Annotated in this window: 22 protein-coding genes; 9 read left to right on the forward strand and 13 right to left on the reverse strand. The window is 65.1% G+C overall.

Features of this window, described 5'->3' with window-relative positions:
* Window positions 1-64 precede the first annotated feature (64 nt).
* Complete coding sequence (gene hrcA, locus AC07NV_RS09790) at window positions 65-1,108, forward strand: heat-inducible transcriptional repressor HrcA (protein ID WP_495166158.1); 1,044 nt, start codon at window positions 65-67, stop codon at window positions 1,106-1,108.
* A 4-nt stretch (window positions 1,109-1,112) separates the two neighbouring features.
* Window positions 1,113-1,658, forward strand: a complete 546-nt coding sequence (gene grpE / locus AC07NV_RS09795) for a nucleotide exchange factor GrpE (protein WP_495166159.1) — start codon at window positions 1,113-1,115, stop codon at window positions 1,656-1,658.
* A 74-nt stretch (window positions 1,659-1,732) separates the two neighbouring features.
* Here the strand turns inward: grpE and def are convergent, their stop codons facing one another.
* Complete coding sequence (gene def / locus AC07NV_RS09800) at window positions 1,733-2,266, reverse strand: peptide deformylase (protein ID WP_495166160.1); 534 nt, start codon at window positions 2,264-2,266, stop codon at window positions 1,733-1,735.
* A gap of 31 nt (window positions 2,267-2,297) precedes the next feature.
* Window positions 2,298-2,894: a recombination mediator RecR gene (gene recR, locus AC07NV_RS09805; RefSeq protein WP_495166161.1), complete on the reverse strand. Its 597-nt coding sequence runs from the start codon at window positions 2,892-2,894 to the stop codon at window positions 2,298-2,300.
* Between the two features lie 117 nt (window positions 2,895-3,011).
* On the opposite strand from recR, the gene fmt reads away from it, so the two are divergent.
* Both fmt and truA read left to right on the forward strand, forming a co-directional pair.
* A complete protein-coding gene (gene fmt, locus AC07NV_RS09810) occupies window positions 3,012-3,932 on the forward strand; it encodes a methionyl-tRNA formyltransferase (RefSeq protein ID WP_495166162.1) in 921 nt (306 codons plus the stop codon).
* A 112-nt stretch (window positions 3,933-4,044) separates the two neighbouring features.
* Window positions 4,045-4,788, forward strand: coding sequence for a tRNA pseudouridine(38-40) synthase TruA (gene truA / locus AC07NV_RS09815; RefSeq protein ID WP_495166163.1), 744 nt, complete (start codon window positions 4,045-4,047; stop codon window positions 4,786-4,788).
* A 137-nt stretch (window positions 4,789-4,925) separates the two neighbouring features.
* On the opposite strand, the gene AC07NV_RS09820 is transcribed toward truA, so the two are convergent.
* Entirely contained in the window at window positions 4,926-5,453 is a 528-nt protein-coding gene (locus AC07NV_RS09820) for a CarD family transcriptional regulator (protein WP_120215896.1), read from the reverse strand.
* Between the two features lie 315 nt (window positions 5,454-5,768).
* Between AC07NV_RS09820 and AC07NV_RS09825 the strand changes: the two genes are divergently transcribed.
* The gene (locus AC07NV_RS09825) at window positions 5,769-6,587 is read left to right on the forward strand and encodes an SDR family NAD(P)-dependent oxidoreductase (RefSeq protein ID WP_495166164.1); all 819 of its coding nucleotides are present in this window, start codon (window positions 5,769-5,771) and stop codon (window positions 6,585-6,587) included.
* Between the two features lie 260 nt (window positions 6,588-6,847).
* Here the strand turns inward: AC07NV_RS09825 and AC07NV_RS09830 are convergent, their stop codons facing one another.
* The 6 genes from AC07NV_RS09830 to hisG all read right to left on the reverse strand — a co-directional run bounded on the left by AC07NV_RS09830 (window position 6,848) and on the right by hisG (window position 13,756).
* A complete protein-coding gene (locus AC07NV_RS09830; protein WP_495166165.1) occupies window positions 6,848-8,965 on the reverse strand; it encodes a sodium-translocating pyrophosphatase in 2,118 nt (705 codons plus the stop codon).
* A 155-nt stretch (window positions 8,966-9,120) separates the two neighbouring features.
* Window positions 9,121-10,185, reverse strand: coding sequence for a tetratricopeptide repeat protein (locus AC07NV_RS09835; RefSeq protein WP_495166166.1), 1,065 nt, complete (start codon window positions 10,183-10,185; stop codon window positions 9,121-9,123).
* Between the two features lie 134 nt (window positions 10,186-10,319).
* Window positions 10,320-11,249, reverse strand: coding sequence for a thiamine-phosphate kinase (gene thiL / locus AC07NV_RS09840; RefSeq protein WP_495166167.1), 930 nt, complete (start codon window positions 11,247-11,249; stop codon window positions 10,320-10,322).
* A 111-nt stretch (window positions 11,250-11,360) separates the two neighbouring features.
* Entirely contained in the window at window positions 11,361-11,810 is a 450-nt protein-coding gene (gene nusB / locus AC07NV_RS09845) for a transcription antitermination factor NusB (protein ID WP_495166168.1), read from the reverse strand.
* A 10-nt stretch (window positions 11,811-11,820) separates the two neighbouring features.
* Window positions 11,821-13,113 carry a histidinol dehydrogenase gene (gene hisD, locus AC07NV_RS09850; RefSeq protein ID WP_495166169.1) on the reverse strand — a complete coding sequence of 431 codons (1,293 nt, stop codon included), beginning with the start codon at window positions 13,111-13,113 and terminating at the stop codon, window positions 11,821-11,823.
* Entirely contained in the window at window positions 13,100-13,756 is a 657-nt protein-coding gene (gene hisG, locus AC07NV_RS09855; RefSeq protein ID WP_495166170.1) for an ATP phosphoribosyltransferase, read from the reverse strand. The genes hisD and hisG overlap by 14 nt, the downstream gene beginning before the upstream one ends.
* 38 nt (window positions 13,757-13,794) lie before the next feature.
* Here hisG and AC07NV_RS09860 point away from each other — a divergent pair, with 38 nt between their 5' ends.
* Entirely contained in the window at window positions 13,795-14,874 is a 1,080-nt protein-coding gene (locus AC07NV_RS09860) for a DUF2332 domain-containing protein (RefSeq protein WP_495166171.1), read from the forward strand.
* A gap of 54 nt (window positions 14,875-14,928) precedes the next feature.
* On the forward strand, window positions 14,929-15,276 hold the full coding sequence (locus AC07NV_RS09865; RefSeq protein ID WP_495166172.1) for a hypothetical protein: 348 nt from the start codon (window positions 14,929-14,931) through the stop codon (window positions 15,274-15,276).
* A 27-nt stretch (window positions 15,277-15,303) separates the two neighbouring features.
* Here AC07NV_RS09865 and AC07NV_RS09870 read toward each other — a convergent pair whose 3' ends face one another.
* A complete protein-coding gene (locus tag AC07NV_RS09870; protein ID WP_495166173.1) occupies window positions 15,304-15,753 on the reverse strand; it encodes a DUF1465 family protein in 450 nt (149 codons plus the stop codon).
* 111 nt (window positions 15,754-15,864) lie between these two features.
* Window positions 15,865-16,062: a YdcH family protein gene (locus tag AC07NV_RS09875; RefSeq protein ID WP_495166174.1), complete on the reverse strand. Its 198-nt coding sequence runs from the start codon at window positions 16,060-16,062 to the stop codon at window positions 15,865-15,867.
* Window positions 16,063-16,186: 124 nt separating this feature from the next.
* Here AC07NV_RS09875 and AC07NV_RS09880 point away from each other — a divergent pair, with 124 nt between their 5' ends.
* Window positions 16,187-16,345: a DUF465 domain-containing protein gene (locus tag AC07NV_RS09880; RefSeq protein ID WP_495166175.1), complete on the forward strand. Its 159-nt coding sequence runs from the start codon at window positions 16,187-16,189 to the stop codon at window positions 16,343-16,345.
* Window positions 16,346-16,394: 49 nt separating this feature from the next.
* Here the strand turns inward: AC07NV_RS09880 and AC07NV_RS09885 are convergent, their stop codons facing one another.
* The gene (locus tag AC07NV_RS09885) at window positions 16,395-16,763 is read right to left on the reverse strand and encodes a PilZ domain-containing protein (protein WP_495166176.1); all 369 of its coding nucleotides are present in this window, start codon (window positions 16,761-16,763) and stop codon (window positions 16,395-16,397) included.
* A 109-nt stretch (window positions 16,764-16,872) separates the two neighbouring features.
* Window positions 16,873-17,334 carry an RNA polymerase-binding protein DksA gene (gene dksA, locus AC07NV_RS09890; RefSeq protein ID WP_495166177.1) on the reverse strand — a complete coding sequence of 154 codons (462 nt, stop codon included), beginning with the start codon at window positions 17,332-17,334 and terminating at the stop codon, window positions 16,873-16,875.
* A gap of 450 nt (window positions 17,335-17,784) precedes the next feature.
* Between dksA and AC07NV_RS09895 the strand changes: the two genes are divergently transcribed.
* A complete protein-coding gene (locus tag AC07NV_RS09895) occupies window positions 17,785-18,915 on the forward strand; it encodes a PEP-CTERM sorting domain-containing protein (RefSeq protein ID WP_495166178.1) in 1,131 nt (376 codons plus the stop codon).
* The last annotated feature ends 90 nt before the right edge of the window (window positions 18,916-19,005 follow it).

The raw sequence follows: 19,005 nt of genomic DNA on the forward strand, positions 1-19,005 counted from the left end.
CGCGACTTGCGGGCGCTGGCCAGCAAAGCTTGCCCCTTCCCCTCCCCGTCCCTAAATCCCCTTTATGACAACCCCGCCGATCACCGAACTGACCACGCGCGCGCGCGACGTGTTCCGGCTGGTCGTCGATGCCTATCTGGAAACCGGACAGCCGGTCGGATCGCGCACACTGTCGAAGTTCGCGGCGCTGAACCTCTCCCCCGCCTCGATCCGCAATGTCATGCAGGATCTCGAGGAATTCGGCCTGCTCGCCAGTCCGCACACAAGTGCGGGCCGCCTGCCGACCGAACAGGGCCTCCGCCTCTTCGTCGACGGGATGATGCAGGTCGCCGAACCCTCGGCCGAGGACCGCGCGCAGATCGAGGCCTCCCTCTCGGACGCCGGGCCGATCGAAAGCGCGCTTGCGCAGGCGACGTCGGCGCTGTCGGGGCTTTCGGCGTGCGCAGGCCTCGTCCTCGTCCCCAAGCACGAACGCGTGCTGAAGCAACTGGCCTTTGTGCCGCTGTCGGCGAACCAGGCGCTCGTCGTGCTCGTCGCGGGCGATGGCGCGGTCGAGAATCGCGTTATCGACATTCCACCGGGGCTCAACCCGTCGGCGCTGGTCGAGGCGGGCAATTATATCTCGTCGATGCTCGCCGGCCTGACGCTGACCGAGGCGATGGCGCGCGTGCGCCGCGAGATCGAGGCCGAACGCATCGCGATCGACCGCGCCGCGCAGGATCTCGTCAGCCGCGGGCTCGCCATCTGGTCGTCCGACGGCGCCGATCGCCCCGTGCTGATCGTGCGCGGCCAGGCGAATCTGCTCGACGACAGCGCCGTCGGCGACCTCGACCGCGTCCGGCAATTGCTCGACGAGCTCGAAAGCAAACAGGAAATCGCCGGGCTGCTCGACAGCGCGCGCGAGGGCACCGCAACCCGCATTTTCATCGGATCCGAAAATAAATTATTCTCGCTTTCGGGTTCGTCCGTGATAGCGGCACCCTATCGCGGATCGGACGGACGCGTGGTCGGCGTGGTCGGGGTCATCGGCCCGACACGCTTGAACTATGCGCGGATCGTTCCCATGGTGGATTTCACCGCACAATCTCTCTCCAGACTGATACGATAGGCTTATGACGAACATGGAAAACGACACGCCGGTCGACGACGGCGCGAACCCCGAAGTTGAAACCGCGGCCCCCGCAGAAGGCGACAACGAAGAGCTGGCACAACTCGCCGAACAACTCGCCGCCGTGCAGCAAGACCTGCTCTATGCGCGCGCCGAGACGCAGAATGTCACGCGTCGCAAGGACAAGGAAATCGCCGACGCGCATGCTTATGCCGCGACCAAGTTCGCGCGCGACATCTTGTCGGTCGCCGACAATCTCGGCCGCGCACTCGCCGCACTCAGCGAAGAACAGCGCGCCGACGACACGATCAAGCCGCTGATCACCGGCCTCGAAGCCACCGAGCGCGAATTGCTCAGCGTCTTCGAACGCAACGGCATCACGCGCATCGCCGCGATCGGCCTGCCGCTCGATCCGAACCAGCATCAGGCGATGCTCGAAATCCCGAGCGATCAGACGCCGGGCACGATCGTGCAGGAAATGCAGGCGGGCTATATGCTGAAGGACCGCCTGTTGCGCCCCGCAATGGTGGCGGTCGCAAAGGCGGGGTAAACGCCGCCGCGACATCGCAGACAAAAAGAAACCCCGGTGAAAGCCGGGGTTTCTTTTTGTCTGCTATTTGCCGATCACGCCGCCTTGCGCAGCTTCATCAGCTTCTTCAGCACCATGTCGCGCTTCATCCGCGACAGATGGTCGATGAAGAGGATGCCTTCCAGATGGTCGTGCTCGTGCTGGATGCACGTCGCCATCAGGCCGGTCATGCGTTCCTGATGATGCGTGCCGTCTTCGTCCTGCCAGTCGACCGTGACCTCGGCGGGGCGCGTCACATCGGCATATTGCTCGGGGACCGACAGACAGCCTTCCTGATAGACGCTATGCTCTTCGCTCTCGTCCGAAAAGACGGGATTGATGAACACGCGCGGCTCGCGGATCAGCGTCTTGCCCTCTTCATCTTCGGGATCGGGTTCCTGCAAGTCGATCACCAGGATGCGCTTCGCCACCCCGACCTGAATCGCCGCCAGCCCGATGCCGGGCGCGTCGTACATCGTCTCGAACATGTCGGCGACCAGCGTCTTAAGCTCGGCGTCGAACGTCTCGACGGGCTTCGAAATCACGCGCAGCCGGGGATCCGGAGTCTCTATGATAGGGAGTAAGGCCATGGGCGTCAGGTATGAATTCGAACGCCCGACGTCAACCCACCGGCCTTCTGGCCCGAAGCGCCTGCGCCAACGTCCCCTCATCGAGATAATCCAGCTCACCCCCGACGGGCAGACCATGCGCCAGCTGCGTCAGCCGCACCGGATAGCCCTCGAGCCGCTCGGCGAGATAATGCGCGGTCGTCTGCCCCTCCAGCGTCGCGTTCATCGCGAGCACCACCTCGTCGATCCCCCCGGCGGCGACGCGGTTCACCAGCGCGTCGATGCTGAGATCCTGCGGGCGGATGCCCTCCAGCGCCGAGAGCCGCCCGCCGAGGACATGATATTTGCCGGGAAACAGCCGCGACTTGTCGAGCGCCCACAGGTCCGACACTTCCTCGACAACGCACAGCGACCGCGCATCGCGGCGCGGGTCGGAACAGATTGCGCAGGGGTCCTGCGTATCGACATTGCCGCAAATGCCGCAGGTGACGAGCCGTTCGGACACGGTCTGGAGCGCCGCGAGCAGCGGCATGAACGCCGACTCGCGCTTCTTCATCAGGTGCAGCACGGCGCGCCGCGCCGAACGCGGCCCAAGGCCCGGCAGGCGGGCGAGTTGCTGGACGAGGGCTTCGATTTCGGTGGACGCCATGCGGCGGTGGTAGTGGGCCTGCTCGGCTCCCGCAACATTCGTCATTGCGAGCGAAGCGAAGCAATCTCCAGCTATCGACCTTGCACCATCCCGAAACCTGAGCCAAAGCCCCTCGCCATGCGCATCGCCTTCATGGGAACGCCGCCCTTTGCGGTGCCGACGCTTGCCGCGCTCCACGCTGCGGGGCATCAGATCGTGGCCGTCTATACGCAGCCTCCGCGCCCGGCACAGCGCGGCAAGAAAGTACAGCAGAGCGCTGTCCATGTCTGGGCCGAGGACCATAGCCTTCCCGTCCGCACGCCAAAAAGCCTGAAGGGCGCCGACGAGCAGGCCGAATTCGCCGCGCTCGACCTCGATGTCGCGGTGGTCGCGGCCTATGGCCTGATCCTGCCGCAGGCGGTGCTGGACGCGCCGCGCGAGGGATGCCTCAACGTCCATGGCTCGATCCTGCCGCGCTGGCGCGGCGCGGCGCCGGTGCAGCGCGCGATCCTGTCGGGCGATGCCGAGACCGGGGTGACGATCATGCAGATGGATATCGGCCTCGACACCGGCGCGATGCGGCTAATCGGACGCACGCCGGTCGACAGAAAGACCGCCGGAGAACTCACCGACGAGCTGGCGGCGGTGGGCGCCGGGCTGATGGTCAAGGGGCTGAGCGATCTCCACGCCTTCGCGCCCGAAGCACAACCCGGCGAAGGCGTGACCTATGCGGCAAAGATCGACAAGAGCGAGGCGCGGCTCGATTTCCTGACCAGCGCAGTGCAGGTCGAGCGACAGGTGCGCGCGTTCAACCCCGTGCCGGGCGCCTTTTTCGAACTCGACGGCGAGCGGTACAAGATATTGGCGGCCGAGGTCGTCCATCCCGCCGATACGGTCGCGGGCGCGGCCCCCGGCGTCACGCTCGACGACGCATTGACCATCGCCTGTAACCCCGGCGCGATCCGCGCGGTGCGCGTCCAGCGCGCCGGCAAGCCCGCGATGGACGCCGCCGAACTGCTCCGCGGGCGGACGATTCCCAAGGGCACGCGCCTCGCATGACGATCCACTTTTCCCTTTCGTCACCCCGGACTTGATCCGGGGTCGATAGCTGCGCCAAGCCTCATCGATGGCGGATCAAGTCCGGCATGACGAATTTCAGGACGATTTCCCAATGACCCGTTTCGCGCTCACCATCGAATATGACGGCCGTCCCTATATGGGCTGGCAACGGCAGGCGCACGGCCCCAGCGTCCAGCAGGCGATCGAGGAAGCGGTCCATCGCTTCACCGCCGAGACGGTGCAGGTGTTCAGCGCCGGGCGCACCGACGCGGGGGTCCATGCGATCGCGATGCGCGCGCATCTCGATATCGAAAAGCCGCTGACCCCGTTCAAGCTGACCGAGGCGCTGAATGCCCAGCTTCGCCCCGCGCCGATCGCCATCGTGGCGTGCGAGATCGTCCCCGACGACTGGCACGCGCGCTTCGCCTGCATCGGGCGGTCTTATGAATATCGCATCGTCAACCGCCGCGCGCCGCTGACGTGGGACAAGGGGCTGTCGTGGCAGGTCGCCCGGCCGCTCGATTCCGATGCGATGCACGCCGCGGCGCAGCACCTCATCGGCCTCCACGATTTCACCACCTTCCGCTCGGCGCATTGCCAGTCGCAAAGCCCGGTGAAGACGCTCGATAAACTCACGGTCAGCCGCCACGGCGAGGAAATCATCATCGAGGCCGCGGCGCGCAGCTTTCTCCACCATCAGGTGCGCTCGATGGTCGGCTGCCTCGCATTGGTCGGCTATGGCAAATGGTCGGCGCGCGATTTGAAGGCGGCGCTCGATGCCGCCGACCGCAATGCGCTCGGCCTGAACGCCCCGCCCGACGGGCTTTATTTCGTACGCGCAACCTACCCGGCCTGAACTGTACCCCGGCGAAAGCCGGGGCGCGGAATTTTAGCTCCGCGCTGCCCTTCATGAGCCCCGGCTTTCGCCGGGGTACAGAATCGAAAAGGGCGGCCCTTGCAGACCGCCCTTTCCTATATCGCTATCCCGCGCGCTTACACCTTTTCGGCGTAATACAGCGGCGCATGCTCGTTGAGGATCTGAAGGATCTTCGCCTGCGCGGTCTTTTCGTCGCTTTCTTCCATCGCGCCGAGTTCGCGCGCGAGGCGGCTCGAGGCGGCCTCGAAAATCTGGCGTTCCGAATAGCTCTGCTCGGGCTGGTCGTCAGCGCGGAACAGGTCGCGGGTCACTTCGGCGATCGACACGAGGTCGCCCGAATTGATCTTCGCTTCATATTCCTGCGCGCGGCGCGACCACATGGTGCGCTTCACCTTCGGCTTGGTCGTCAGAACCTGAAGCGCTTCCTTCAGCGTCTTGTCCGACGACAGCTTGCGCATGCCCACGCCTTCGGCCTTGTTCGTCGGCACGCGAAGCGTCATCTTTTCCTTTTCGAAGCGCAGGACATAGAGTTCGAGCTGCATTCCGGCGATTTCCGACCGCTGCAATTCGATGACGCGCCCCACGCCATGTTTCGGATAAACGACATAATCACCGACTTCGAACAAGAGCGTGCTTACGGACATGCAAATTCCTTTTCTTGTGCCTTGACCCTGATCTGAAAGTACGACAACACCGGTGCATTCCGCCCTCCGGTCGAGGGCGATGAACATTCGGGCGGCGCTAGCCAGTCAGAGTGACAAGGGATATGGCTCCATCGGAACGCCGGAAAGTGCCCCAGCCCAGTGACGGGAAGAGGCAGAATGTCGGCGTGTTGATATTTATTATAACAGATTCGCAACAAAATTGCCACCCCCCGCCCGGAAATCCGTGGGGTGACGCCTTGACGCTGCCTGACAGCCGTTTCACGCTGGGACAAAGAGGCAGATGGGGATGACGATATGAGCGATCAAATCTGGTGGATTACGGGTTCGTCCTCGGGCATCGGCGCCGCGCTGGCACGCGCGCTCGCGGCGCGCGGAGCGAAGCTGATCCTGTCGGGCCGCAACATCGCGGCGCTCGAAGCGGTCGCCGCCGATTGCCCCACCGAGACGCTGATCCTGCCGTTCGAGGCGACCGACTATGACGCGATCCCCGCTCTCGCCGATCGGGCCTGGGCGTGGCAGGGCCGCATCGACGGCCTCGTCAACAATGCCGGTATCTCGCAGCGCAGCCTTGCGATCGACACCGGTTTTGCGGTCTATCAACAGATTATCGCCGTCGACCTGCTCGCCCCCATCGCGCTGACGCAGGCCTTGCTGCCGCGCATGGTCGGCGCCGGCGGCGGGCAGATCATCGCCATCTCCAGCGTCGCGGGGATCGCGGGCGTCCCGCTGCGCAGCGCTTACTCTGCCGCGAAGCATGGCATCATCGGCTATCACGACAGCGTGCGCGCCGAGAATGAGCATCTGGGGTTGAAGGTGCTGGTGGTCGCGCCCGGATCGGTGCGCACCAACGTCAGCCGCAACGCGCTCAACGCCGACGGCAGCGTCCGCGGGACAAGCGACGCGGCGATCGAAAACGGCCTGTCGCCCGATGATACCGCCGCACAAATCCTTGCGGCACTCGATGCCGGGACCCGCGAACTGGTCGTGGCCGAGGGCGCCGAAGCGATGGTCGCCGCACTCCGTCGCAGCGACCCCGATGCCCTGTTCGACCGGATGAGTGCGATGGTGCAGGCGGGCTATGCACAGCAGATGAAGGCGACGAGCGCGTCCTGAGTGGCGGACGGCGTCGGACAAGAGCTGTTCCCCGGCGAAAGCCGGGGAACGAGAGTGGCGGCAAAAGACCAATAGTTGCCCTTCCTTTCATCGTCATCCCGGACTTGATCCGGGATCCATCGCCGCCCTCGCCTTCTGGACCCCGGATCAAGCCTGTCCTGAGCCTGTCGAAGGGTCCGGGGTGACGATAGAGAAAGACACAAAAAAGCCCCGCCGGATCGCTCCGGCGGGGCCTTGTTTTTGCCCGCAAGCGTCGGTCGTCAGACCGCGCCGTGCGCCAGCGCCGCGAGGAGCAGGATCGCCACGATGTTGGTGATCTTGATCATCGGGTTGACCGCCGGACCCGCGGTATCCTTGTACGGATCGCCGACGGTGTCGCCAGTGACAGCAGCCTTATGGGCCTCGCTGCCCTTGCCGCCGTGATTGCCGTCTTCGATATACTTCTTGGCATTATCCCATGCGCCGCCGCCCGAGGTCATCGAGATGGCGACGAACAGCCCGCCGACGATCACGCCGAGCAGGAGCGCGCCGAGTGCCTCGAGCGCCGCAGCCGGGCCTGCAACCGCGCGGATCACGAAGAACACGACGATCGGGGCGAGCACCGGGAGCAGCGACGGAATGATCATTTCCTTGATCGCCGCCTTCGTCACCAGATCGACCGTGCGCGCATAGTCGGGCTTGCTCTCATAGGTCATGATGCCCGGGTTGTTCTTGAACTGGTCGCGAACATCCTTGACCACCTCGCCCGCCGCCCGGCCGACCGCGGTCATGCCGAACGCACCGAACAGATACGGCAGCAGCGCGCCGAGCAGCAGCCCGACAATGACATAGGGCGACGACAGCGAGAAGGTCAGCGGCTCGGTCAGCCCGAGCTTGGCCGAATATTCGGTGATGTCGGCCGTATAGGTGCCGAACAGCACCAGCGCCGCGAGACCAGCCGACCCGATGGCATAGCCCTTGGTCACCGCCTTGGTCGTGTTACCCACGGCGTCGAGCAGGTCGGTCTTTTCACGAACCGAGTCATCGAGGCCCGCCATTTCGGCAATGCCGCCGGCGTTGTCGGTGACCGGGCCGTAGGCGTCGAGCGCCACGACCATGCCCGCGAGCGCCAGCATCGCGGTTGCCGCAAAGGCGATGCCGACGATGCCCGCGATCTGGAACGCGGCGATGATGCCCGCGCAGATTACCAGCGTCGGCGCCGCGGTCGATTCCAGGCTGATCGCCAGACCCTGGATGACGTTGGTGCCATGGCCCGTTTCCGAGGCCTTGGCGATCGAGCGCACCGGGCGGTAGTTGGTGCCGGTATAATATTCGGTGATCCAGATGATCAGCCCGGTGATGATCAGGCCGAGCAGCGAGCAATAGAACAGGTCGCTGCCGTTGAAGGCCTGCCCCGTGATATCGGTCGCCATGTCGCCTTTCAGGACATAGCTGGTCGAGAACCAGATCGCCGGGACCGAGAGGAGCGCGGTAACGAGGAAACCCTTGTACATCGCGCCCATGACATTCTTGCCGCCACCAAGACGGACAAAATAGGTGCCGATGATCGAGGTGATGATGCAGACGCCGCCCATCAACAGCGGCAGGCTCATCAACGGAAGAAGCTGGTCGCCCGCGCCCTTCAGCAGCAGCGCCATCAACACCATCGTGGCGCCGACGGTGACGACATAGGTTTCGAAAAGGTCGGCCGCCATACCGGCGCAGTCGCCGACATTGTCGCCGACGTTGTCGGCGATCACCGCGGGGTTGCGTGGGTCGTCTTCGGGAATTCCGGCCTCGACCTTGCCGACCAGATCGGCGCCGACGTCGGCGGCCTTGGTGAAGATACCGCCGCCCAGACGCGCGAAGATCGAAATCAGCGACGCGCCGAAAGCGAGCGCGACGAGCGCATCGACGACGGTGCGATCGTCACCGCCGACGGTATAGCCGCCGGGGCCGATCAGATACCAGAAGAAGACCGAGATCGCGAGCAAAGCGAGCCCCGCCACCAGCAGGCCGGTGATCGCGCCGGCGCGGAACGCCATGGTCAACCCCGCCTGCAATCCGGTCTGCGCCGCGGCCGCGGTGCGGACGTTCGCTTTCACCGAGATGTTCATGCCGACGAAGCCGGCAACACCCGACAGGACCGCGCCGATGACAAAGCCGGTCGCCGAGATCGGGCCGAGGAACAGCCCGACCAGAACGGCGACGACGACGCCGACGATGGCGATGGTGCGATATTGGCGGCCGAGATAGGCCTTGGCGCCTTCCTGAATGGCGGCGGCGATTTCTTGCATTTTTTCATTACCCGCCGATGCGCTGAGCACCTGCCGCGAGGTAATGAACCCATAGAGTACGGCCACCAGGCCGCACGCTATCGCGATCAAAACCGGATTCATGCGTGACTATTCCTTCCCCATTGAGAAGGGCGACGCAGAAGTTAGCAGTCGAGCACGTCCGACTTATTGATGCCGGTTCGCTCTCTCCCCTGATGCGACCGCCCCAAATTTGGACGCCGAGTTATGGGAAGAAAGAAAGCCAAGGGCAACCCCGGTTATTCGGCTGTTTTACGTGACTTCCGCCCGGCGCCCGTACCGCGCGCCTCATCCAGCGCCTTCCGCGCGTCGGCGGCAGAATCGGTGTCGGGATCCAGCGTCAGCGTCCGCTCGAGCAATATGATCGCGCGCGCGGCGTCGGGCGCGATGCCCTTTCCCGTCTGATAGGCGCGCCCCAGCGTGAAGCAGCTTTCGGGCTCGCCGAACTGGCACGCCCGGTCGAACAATTCGAGCGCGCGCTGGCGGTCCCGGCGAACCCCGTGCCCGTCGTTCACCAGCATCGCCAGATTTCCGCACGCCGCCGCCTCGTCGATGCCGCAGCTTTGCTGGAACAGCGCAAAGGCCCGCTTATAGTCCCGCGGCATGCCCAGGCCGTCGCGGTGGAGCACGCCCAGATTATAGCAGGCATGCTGGTCGTCGGCGTCGCAGGCGCGCCTGAAAAGCCGCGCCGCCTGCCGCTGGTTCGGCGCGACCCCTTTGCCGAGCGAATAGGAGGCGCCAAGGTTCGCGCATCCCGACATGTCATCCATGTCGCACGCCTGTTTGAACAGCTGCACGGCGCGCTTCGCATCCTTGGGAACGCCCTCGCCGCCGATATAGGCGAGACCAAGGTTCGAGCATGCTGTCGCCTCGTCCCGGTGGCACGCAAAGGCATAGTAGGTCGCGGCGCGCTCGTGCGAACGCTCCACCCCCAGCCCCGCGCTATAAGCATAGCCCGCCATCGAGCAGCCCGTCATATCGTCCAGATAGCAAGCGCGGGCAAAAAGCGCGGTGGCGCGCGCATCGTCTTTGGGCACGCCGTCGCCCTCATGATAGATATAGCCAAGCTTGGCGCAGGCGTCGCCGTCGTCACTCTCGCAATCCTTCGTCAGGTCCGCGGTGCGATCGGGCTGTTCATCGTCTTGCGACTGGTCAGGGGCGGCTATCAGCACTTGCGCCTCTTCGGCCGGCCGCTCCGCCGCACCGGCCGGCTGCGCGGCATGCGCCATGCTCCAGAGAGACGCGAAACAGATCGCCAATATCGCGCGGACAAAGCCGCTCCGCGCGCTCTTTCGGTCGATCATTCATGCGTCCTTTTGCTTTGCCGCGATTGCCAAGCGGATGGCCGCCATCCGTTCTTGTGCCCTGCCATCAGCCGGATTTCAAAGCGAAATTTTCGTTTCACACCAGCACTCGCCGCCTCGCGGCGGAGAACCTGCTAATGCATGAAACCAAGGCTGGCCGGCAACGCGATGCGCTGCGCGCGGTGGGTCAGCATCAGCCCCTCGCCCACCCCGGCATGGCCGAGGGGGCTAACGGCCATATTCAGCCCGGTGGCGATATCCCGGATCGCGGCGGCGGCCGACGGGTCGGCGGTGAACAGCAGCTGATAATCATCGCCCGCGGTCGCCGCCGCAAGCCGCGTGTCCAGGACATCGGGCCGCACCGCGAGCAGCGCGGCCGATAGCGGGATCGATTCGAGCATGATGCCAAACTCGCATCCGCTCGCCTCGGCCATGCGCTGCGCGTCGATCAGCAAGCCGTCGGACACATCCATCATCGCATGAACGTGCGGCACGACCGCCTGTCCGAAGGTCAGCTGCGGCTGCGGCCGTTTATAGGCGGCAAGGCAGGTTTCGTTCGCATCCTCCTGCCCCAGCCGCATCGCGAGGCCAAGGCCGGCGTTGCCGATCGATCCGGTAACCCATATCTGGTCGCCCGGCCGGGCCCCGCTGCGCGAGGGCGCCCCGCCCGGCGGCGCACGCCCGATCGCGGTCAGCCCGAAACTGCGCGGCGCACCCGCCGGTACGCGCACCGTATCGCCGCCGAGCAGGATGACGCCGAACCGGCGCAGCACCGTATCGAGCCCCTCGACGAACGCCGCGTCCCATTCCTCGTCACCCAGGCTATAGCCGACGAGCACCCCGACCGGCGCCGCACCCTTGGCGGCCAGATCGGACAGGTTCACCGCGACCAGCTTCCACGCAATGTCCTGCGGCGTATCGTCAGGCAGGAAATGGATGCCCTCGACGATCATGTCGTGGGTCAGGACCAGCCCCTCCCACACCGCGGCATCGTCGGCGAGCCCGCGCGCGGCGGGGTCGGTGGCAATGCAGCGCAGGCGGGCGATGAAATCGGCTTCGCTCATGGAAAGAAGCCTAGCCCAAGCTGTATCCCGGCGAAAGCCGGGACCCACAGCGGAATACGCCAAGGTCATTCCAAAACGCGATGGACCCCGGCTTTCGCCGGGGAACAATGGCTATTTCGCCCGCGCATCCTTGCCGATTGCGTCGAGCAGCCCATTGGCGAATCCCGCCTCGCGCGCGTCGAAGAACGCCTTCGCCACATCGACATATTCGCTGACCACCGCGCCGACGGGCACGTCGCCGCGCGCCATCAGTTCGTACGAACCCGCACGCAGGATCGCCTTCATCGTGCGGTCGAGCCGCTCCATCGACCAGCCGCTCGCAAGCCGCGCGATGATCGCCGCGTCGATTTCGGGCAGGCGCGCGAGCGTGCCCTTCACGATATCGTCGAAAAACGCCGTATCGGCGTCGGCATATTCCTCGTCTTCGATTGTCGCGCCGATGCGGTGCTGGTGGAATTCATGGATCAGCTTAGGCACGGGCGTCGCCTCCATCTCGTGCTGATAGAGCGCCTGGACGGCGGCGAGACGAGCGGCGGAGCGGGACTGGGTGCGTTTGTTCATGGTTCTTTTCTTAGCTGAGACGCTGGCTGACCGAAAGCGCATGGGCGGGAAGCCCCTCGGCGCCCGCGAGGGCAACCGCGGCCGGGCCGATCGCGGCAAGGCTCGCTTCGTCGAGCGCGAGGAAGCTGGTGCGCTTCATGAAATCGCTGACCGACAGCCCGCTCGAAAAACGCGCGCGACGGCCGGTTGGCAGCACATGGTTGGGACCCGCGACATAATCGCCGATCGCTTCGGGGGTCTGGCGGCCGAGGAAGACCGAGCCGGCATGGCGCACCCTGGCAAAAAGCGCGTCGGCCTCGGCGGCATCGACCGCGAGTTCGAGATGTTCGGGCGCGAGCCGGTCGCAAAGCGGGATCGCATCGGCCAGCGTCGGCACGACGATCACGGCGCCATTAGCGTCCCAGCTTTCGCGCATCGTCGCGGCGCTACGCAGCGTCGGGATGATCGCATCGACCGCGGCGGCGACCGCGTCGGCGAACGCCGCATTGTCGGTGAACAGGATCGACTGGCTCGTCGGATCGTGCTCGGCCTGGCTGAGCAGGTCGGCGGCGATGATATGCGGCGCATTCTTCGCATCGGCAACGACGACAATCTCGCTCGGCCCCGCGACCATGTCGATGCCGACGACGCCATAAAGCTGGCGCTTCGCCTCGGCGACCCAAGCGTTGCCGGGACCGGTGACCACATCGACCGGCGCAATCCGGCCGGTTCCAAAGGCAAGCGCCGCAACCGCCTGCGCGCCGCCGATCCGCCAGATTTCGTCGACCCCGCCGATATGCGCCGCCGCCATCACCACCGGGTTGGTCTCGCCGCCCGGCGTCGGGGTCATCATCACGATGCGTTCGACCCCCGCGACCTTCGCGGGCAGGATGTTCATCAGCACCGACGAGGGATAGGCAGCGCGGCCGCCCGGCACATAAACCCCCGCCGCATCGACCGCATTCCACCGCGCCCCCAGCCGCGCACCCGTGGCGTCGCGATAGTCGCGGTTCTCGGGAAGCTGCGCCGCATGATAGGCACGGATGCGGTCGGCCGCGAGGTTCAGCGCATCGCGAAGTTCGGGCGCCAGTGCTTCATAAGCGGCGGCGCATTCTTCCTTCGAAATGCTCCACCCGCTGGCATCGAGATCGAAGCGGTCGAACGTCGCGGTATAGTCGGCGAGTGCGACGTCGCCCTCGCCCTTCACCCGCGCAATAATCGCCGCGACGTCGGTGGAAACATCGGAATCGCTCTCGCGCCGATCGTTGACCAGCGCGTCGAACTCGGCCGCAAAGCCGGGCGCGGAGGCATCAAGCCGCCGCATCACCCACCGCCTGACGAAAGCGCTCGACCAGCGCCGGGACTTCGGCCGAGCGCAGCTTGAACGCCGCGCGGTTGACGATCAGCCGCGCCGACACTTCGCTGATGATCGTCTGCTCGGCGAGCGCGTTCTCGACGAGCGTGCGCCCCGTCGAGACAAGGTCGACGATGTGCGAGGCGAGGCCCAGCTTCGGCGCGATTTCCATCGCGCCGTTCAGCTTGATGCATTCGGCCTGGATGCCCTGCGCCTCGAACCAGCGGCGCGTCGTCGCGGGATATTTGGTCGCGACGCGGATATGGCTGGAGCCGATTCCCGGCGGCGCGCTATCTGCGGGCCCGGCGAGCGACAGGCGGCAGTGGCCGATACCCAGATCGACCGGTGCATAAAGCTCGCTATAATCGAATTCGTCGACGACGTCGGAACCGACGATGCCGAGCTGCGCCGCACCATGCGCGACAAAGGTCGCGACGTCGAACGCGCGCACGCGGATCAGCGAGATATGCGGCTGGTTCGTCCCGAACACGAGCGCGCGGCTCTTCGGGTCGAAGAAATCCGCAGCAGGTTCGATGCCGACGCGCGCGAGCAGCGGCAGCGCCTCGTCGAGGATGCGCCCTTTCGGGATGGCAAAGATGATCGGTTCGGGCATAAGCGTCGCGCACATAGGCGGCGAAGGAAAAAAGGGCAATGAGCGAGCGCTATCAACTCGTGGATATGGCCGAAACCGGACCCGAGGCCGTGCGCACTGCTTTTGCCAACCAGGTCGCCTATTGCCGCGCCAATGACGCACCCGTCACGGCGCGCGTCGTCGCGGCACTCGCCGCGCTGATCGACGCGCCGCGCAGCGAATTCGCCCGCCGCATCGCCGACTGGACAGGCGCGCCGCTCGCCGATGCGCTGCCGCTCCGCGCTGCGGGCGGCATCCATGCCCTGCACCTGTCGGGAACCGCCGACGAGCTCGCGCCCATCTATGCCGATGCCGAGGACATCAACGATGCCGCGATCGTCGCGGGTGCCGTCCATCGGCACGAGGCGGCGCTATTGCCCTGGCTCGACGGCCCGCCGCAGACCAACGAGGCGGGGCGTTCGTCGAACTTCATCGCAGCGATGCTCTGGCTCGCCGACCGGGGCTTGCCGCCGCTGTTCGACTGCCTCGAAATCGGGTCGAGCGCGGGGATCAATCTGATGATCGACCGCTATCATTACGAGCTGGCCGCCGTGCATGTCGGCCCGCGGCCGGGTGCGATGGCCTTCACCCCCGAATGGCGCGGCAATCATCCGCCGCAGCACAGCATCGGTTTCGCCGGCCTCAAGGGCTGCGACGTCGCGCCGGTCGACCTGACCGACCCCGCGCAGGCGCTGCGGCTGAAAGCCTATATCTGGCCCGAACATCATATCCGTTTCGCGCGCATGGCCGCCGCCATCGCCGCCGCAACCGAAGAACCGCCGCGGCTGGTCCACGCCAATGCCGCCGATTTCGTCGAGGCCGAACTCATGCGGCCGCAGGCCGAGGGGACAACGCGGGTGCTGATGCACTCGATCGTCTGGCAATATGTTCCCGCCGACCAGCAGGCGCGGATCACCGACGCGATAGAGGCTGCGGGTGCGCGCGCGACCGCCGACCGGCCGCTCGCATGGATCGCGCTCGAAGCGAACCGGACGGTGCATCACCATGAACTGGTGGTGCGCCATTGGCCTGGCGGCGCGGCGCCAGCGAAACTCGCCCACGCACACGCGCATGGTGCGTGGATCGAGTGGCTGGGATAGATGGCAGGTTTCGACCAATAGCGGTCATCACTGAAATCGCTTATGTGCTGGCAGATGACACGATACGCGCTTCTTCGCCAATCGATCGCCTATTTCGGAGCTTCGCCAGAAGCTCAGCTTGCCTACGACATGGGCGCCGATGAAGCGGTGAATGAGCTCCCTTACCCGCTGGAAGACATGTTCGAACACGGCGAGATTACTACGGCCGAAATCCGCACCATCCGTCCGTTAGAAGAACTTATCGAGCAGTATTGCTCAAGCCAGGGAGTCAAACCTTGGCACGATGAAGGCGCATTATTTTCCGATCCCCTTTGGGCACAGATCAGGTCCGTCGCCGTCGACCTCCTTGAGCAACTTCCCAACGAAAGCGACCATAAGCGCAAGCTGAGAGATGACCGCTAACCACCCCATAGCTGACGCCCTGCCCAGCTAAAGCCGCGCCTCAAGCTGCGCGAGCAACGCCTGCACCGGCGTCACCGCGTGCGGCACGTTCCACCCCGCCTCGATTGCCGCGATCCGCTCGAACAGCCGTTCGCTTGCGGAAATAATCCGGCGGACCGACGCATCGAAGCCCGCGCAAATCTCCCAGTCGGCGGCCACCGGTTCGCCGATCCGCGCCGCGCTGTCATTCGGTCCCGCACCGGGGTCTCCCGCGAACATCGCGCGGCGGTGGAGCAGCCACGCGATGACATGCATCAACCGTGTCGTCGTCTTCAGCGATTCGCACGCAAGGCCGATCTGCGCAGCAGCGTCGCCGCACAGCTTGCCCAGATCGCGCTGCGCGGAAAAGGCGGCGTGCGCCTCGTCGGCGATCAGCATCGCCTCGACATAGAGATTTTCGACCTGCGCGCGCTGCACGGGTACGCCGATTGCCATCATCTTCGCTCGCCCACCGACCATGGCAAAGTGGATGCCATGCCACGCGGGGCGGCCGCAATGGCGGTAACCATGTTTTCCGGCACGTGTCCCGTTTTGATTCAGGCCGTTAGTTCAAGCTATGATGTCGGGAACCAGCTGGTCCTCGCACCAGGCGATTTCGTCGCGCAGCCGCAGTTTCCGCTTCTTGAGCCGCGCGAGCTGCAACTGATCGGGGACCGCGGCGATGCCGAGCGCAATGATCGCGGCATCGAGGTCGCGATGCTCGATCTTCAGAAGTTCCAGGCGCTGGGTAATTTCTTCAGGGTTCACGGGAGGCTTCCTGCCACGTTCACCACTGGTCCGCAACGGGGACCGCTTGGCCGAATCGTCACGACAATGCGACCGATTCATGTTTTACTTCGCCTTGCCCATCGAGTCGAAAAGGAGAATGCCAATGAGCACGTCGCACCTTTCCACCTTGAAGTCCCGCCACGCGGACCTCGATGCGAAAATTGCGAATGAAGAGCGCCGCCCTGCCCCCGATACCGGAGTGGTCGCGCTGCTCAAGAAGCAGAAACTGAAACTCAAGGAAGAGATGCTCGCGACCGGCTGACGGTCGCCGGCGCTATCGCCCCGCTGATGCCGCCCTGCTCAAGGACGCATCAGCGCCGGCGGTAGGGAAGAGGGTCTCGCTCGAGGCCCGTGCGCCGCAGATAGGGCGGCAACTCGGACTCCGAAACCACTTGGCGGCGGACAGCCTGCGGGTCGACCGGATGGTCGAAGGCGATGCCGAATTTTCCCTCGCCCGCCCAGATGACGCGGCCCGAAACCGAACCGACGTTGCGCAGTTCGACCGCAACCGCCGTGCCCTGCGCGACCTGGACGCCGGCTTCGGCCAGCATTCCGCCCGGCGACAGATTGCGTACCCGCACAACGACGGGATCGGGGCTGCCCGGCAGAATCAGGCCAGCCTGCATGAACAGGCTGTCGCGATCGGCGCCGCGCGACAGCGCAGCGACTTCTTCATCCACCGATGTGGGTCCTTGCGAATCCATTGCGCCCCGTTCCTCATTCGATTGAGGAGCGGAATCTAGACGCTGGTCATTGCGGAATCGTAAATGGGACGGCGTCCCCGCGCGATCAATCTTCGCGCGAAATCCGTTCGTTGCGCTCGTGGCGCTCCTGCGCTTCCAGCGTCATCGTCGCGATCGGACGCGCCTGCAGCCGCGCCAGCGAAATCGGCTCGCCGGTGACGGCGCAATAGCCATATTCGCCTTCGTCGATGCGACGGATCGCCGAATCGATCTTGGCGATCAGCTTGCGCTGACGGTCGCGGGTGCGCAGTTCGATCGCCCAGTCGGTCTCGCTCGACGCGCGGTCGGCCAGATCGGGTTCGCGCAGCGGCCCATCCTGAAGATGCGCGAGCGTCGATTCGGATTCGGAGAGGATCGATTTTTTCCAGGCGAGGAGCAGGCCGCGGAAATAATCCTGCTGCCGCTCATTCATAAACTCTTCGTCGTCACGGGGGACATAGTCCGAATCGAGATTGGATTTGGCTTCGCGAAGCGCGTCTGCGCCAACGTCGGCAATCTTGGTCGGCATGAGGGGCTCTCGCGTCCTTTCCTGTCACCCCGCGGGCCGCCAAGCGGTGCGGGGAGTGGCGCGCCTATAACCAGCCGCTGGCGACGATACAAGCGCCGAAGCAGCGGATAGCGACAAGCCGTGAAGCGGGGATGAACCGGCGCCGCTCCGTACGCGATTTCGTCGCGGGCTCGCGACAGGAGCCGCACACCGCGCGCAGGGCGATTTAGGGCCGAAGATTAACCAAGCGCATAGAATTGTTGCAAATCCCGTTCTGTTTTGGGACAAATACAGTGATTTTTGTTGCTTTCGCTCTCCAATTCCCGCTGTCGGACAGGCAAACGCGGTTAACGCAATTGCCGTGTTCACAAAGCTTTGGCCTTTTAGGGTATAGCGAAGGTGAAATCGGGTGTCGGTCGGTGACGCTTCGCAGCTGCAACGGGAAAGAAAGAAAAGCCTATGTCTGTTCGAATGGCCCTTGCCAAACTTTGCGCCTGCACCTGCGGCGGCGCGATTATCGGTAGCGGTGCGATGCAGATCGCGGACGTTCCGAAGGCCCGCGCCCAGACCGTCCAGTCCTGTTCGCCCTGCGCCGGCAAGAAGGTCGTGCGCAAGCGCCACGCCGCACGCAAGCCGGTCAAGCGCGTGCGTCGCGTCGTCACCACGAAACGCATCATTCGCACCGCGACCCCGCAGACGCAGGTCGTGACGCAGACGATCCCGCTTCCTCCGATCCCGTACGCGCCTTTCCCGCAAACCGGGTTTGAAGGCGGCGGCGGCGGGGGCGTGACCGTCATCGGCGGCGGCTTTGGCGGCGGTTTCGGCGGCGGCTTCTTTGGCGGTTTCTTCGGCGGCAGCAGCGGCGGCGGTGGCAGCAGCGGCAGCATCGTGGTCACCTCGACGACGACCGGCGGCGTCAGCACCTCGAGCAGCACCTCGTCGGGCGTATCGACCTCGACCGGTAGCGTATCGACGTCCACCGGCGGCGTCAGCACGTCGACCGGCGGTGTTTCGACTTCGACCGGCAGCGTGAGCACCTCGTCGGGCAATGTGTCGACCTCTTCGGGTAACGTCTCGACCTCTTCGGGCAATGTCAGCACCTCCTCGTCGAGCAGCAGCTCGTCGTCGAGCTCGTCCTCGTCATCCTCCTCTTCGTCGTCGAGCTCGTCCTCGTCGGGCGGCTCGTCGAAGGGCGGCAGTTCGCACGGTCATGGCAGTTCGGGTTGGGGCAGCTCGTCCAAGGGCAGCTCGGGCTGGGGCAGCTCATCCAAAGGCGGTAGCTCGTCGAGCAGTTCGAGCAGCAGCTCTTCGTCCTCCTCTTCGTCGAGCAGCACGTCGAGCGGCGCGACCTCTTCGGGCGCAACGGGCAGCACCAGCAGCTTCGGTTCGACCGGCAGCACCAGTTCGTCGTCGAGCAGCAGCTCCTCCAGCTCGTCTTCATCGTCCAGCTCGGGCGGCAGCAGCAGCCATGGCGGATCGTCGGGCGATCCGACCCCTGTTCCTGCGCCGCCGATGATGCTATTGTTCGGCGCTGCAGCCGCTGCGCTCGTCGCGCGCCGCCGTGCGGCGAACCGCAACGACGACGACGCCAACGCGGCTTAAGAGATCCACTGGCGGTTTGGGGGGCTAACCCGGACCACCGAACTAAGGCCGCCCTTCGGGGCGGCCTTTTTATGCCGCTCCAGAACAGTT

This window comes from Sphingopyxis sp. GW821-FHT10B01, from assembly GCF_059415685.1.